A 1,410-nucleotide genomic window follows, 5' to 3' on the forward strand; every position below is an offset into this window, starting at 1 on the left:
CGATAAAGCCCGAGAAAGGACATGGCGGTCGAGAGGACGCCTGAGCGCTCGTTTTCCGACTTGTTCAGGAGTTCGCGAGCCGCCGAGGCCACTACGGGATGGACCTGAGGGTTATGCCCCGTCCCGAGATGGTTTGTCGTCATCATCCGCCGTAGCGTTGCGGCAAACGAGCGTTGCGGGTCCGACAGGAAGGTGGCGACGCGGGCCAGCGTCTTGTCCTCTTCAGCGTAGAGCACGTGCAAAATGGCGCCAACTAGGAGTGAATGGCTGGTCTTCTCCCAGTGGTTCCGTCGCTCCAGCGCGCCCTCGGGATCGACGAGGATGTCGGCGATGTTTTGAACGTCCCGGATCTCATCTGGGCCTTTGCGCACCTCCAGCAGCGGGTTGTAGCGTGCCGATCTCGGGTCGGTCGGATTGAACAGAAGGCAGTACGAGAATTTCGACCGCCAGCCGGAGGTCAACTGCCAATTTTCGCCTTTTATATCATGAATGATGGCAGACCCGGTCCAGGAAAGTAGCGTTGGAACAACCAGCCCCACGCCCTTGCCCGAACGCGTCGGCGCAAATGCCATGACGTGCTCCGGGCCGTCATGGCGCAGATAGCGATCGTTCAGCCTACCGAGGAAAACGCCCGCCGGCCGTAACAACCCTGCCGTCTCGACCTCATGAGTCGTGGCCCACCGTGAAGACCCATAGGTCGTAACCGACCCGCGCTGTCGCGCGCGCAAAAGCGAGCCTGCGATTGCGGCGGCACAGCCCAGGAATCCGCTGGCGCCTGCAAGCGTACCGGCTTTGTCGAAGACCTCCGGCGCATAAGCATCGAAGTGGAACCACCATTCAAACAGCTTCCACGGCTTGTAGATTGGCCAGCCGGCGAAGAGAAACCATGGTGCGCCGAGAGGCGTCTGGTAGGTCAGCATTTGAGCGCACCATTGGGTTGCCGTCCATACGCCGATAATGACAATTGCGCACACAACGGCGATCTGCCCGATCAGTAGCTTCGTAGGTGTCATCGGCTTGGCCCGCTGAACAACGCGACCTAGCATCGCGCGGCGCAGCCGGGACAGGAATGTTCCTCACATACGATTTGGGAGCAATGAACGACTTCCTACGTATGCAGGTCGGTCAGCACGCGTGTTGCGCCTTCACGCGACACCATCCTCTCCATTCACCCTGAGGCCCGGCGCCGCCGACAGTTGCGTGACCGCTCCTCCGCAAAGTTATCTTCTGCGTTCAGGGAGCCAGGGCGCCTGGGCTGGCTGATGAACACCGTCCGCTCGCGCATGTGGGGTCGAATTGATTTGTGCCCAAGTGGAGGCAGGCTCATCATTCAACAGTTGCCGCAGTTCCCCTGGCTCGAACGCCATCATTGGTGGAGAGGCAGGCTCGTCTTCCAACAGTTGCCGCAGT

2 protein-coding genes are annotated in these 1,410 nt (G+C 60.5%); both read right to left on the minus strand.

Annotated features, from left to right (window positions below):
* Nucleotides 1–1,013: type IV secretory system conjugative DNA transfer family protein (locus tag E5W87_RS05585; RefSeq protein WP_292394829.1), on the minus strand; the 1,013-nt coding region annotated here is incomplete at its 3' end.
* Nucleotides 1,014–1,220: 207 nt separating this feature from the next.
* Nucleotides 1,221–1,410 (minus strand): hypothetical protein (locus tag E5W87_RS05590; RefSeq protein ID WP_292394785.1); only part of this gene is annotated, 190 nt, incomplete at its 5' end.

Source organism: Mesorhizobium sp. (assembly GCF_004962925.1).
Classification (GTDB): Bacteria; Pseudomonadota; Alphaproteobacteria; order Rhizobiales; family Rhizobiaceae; genus Mesorhizobium.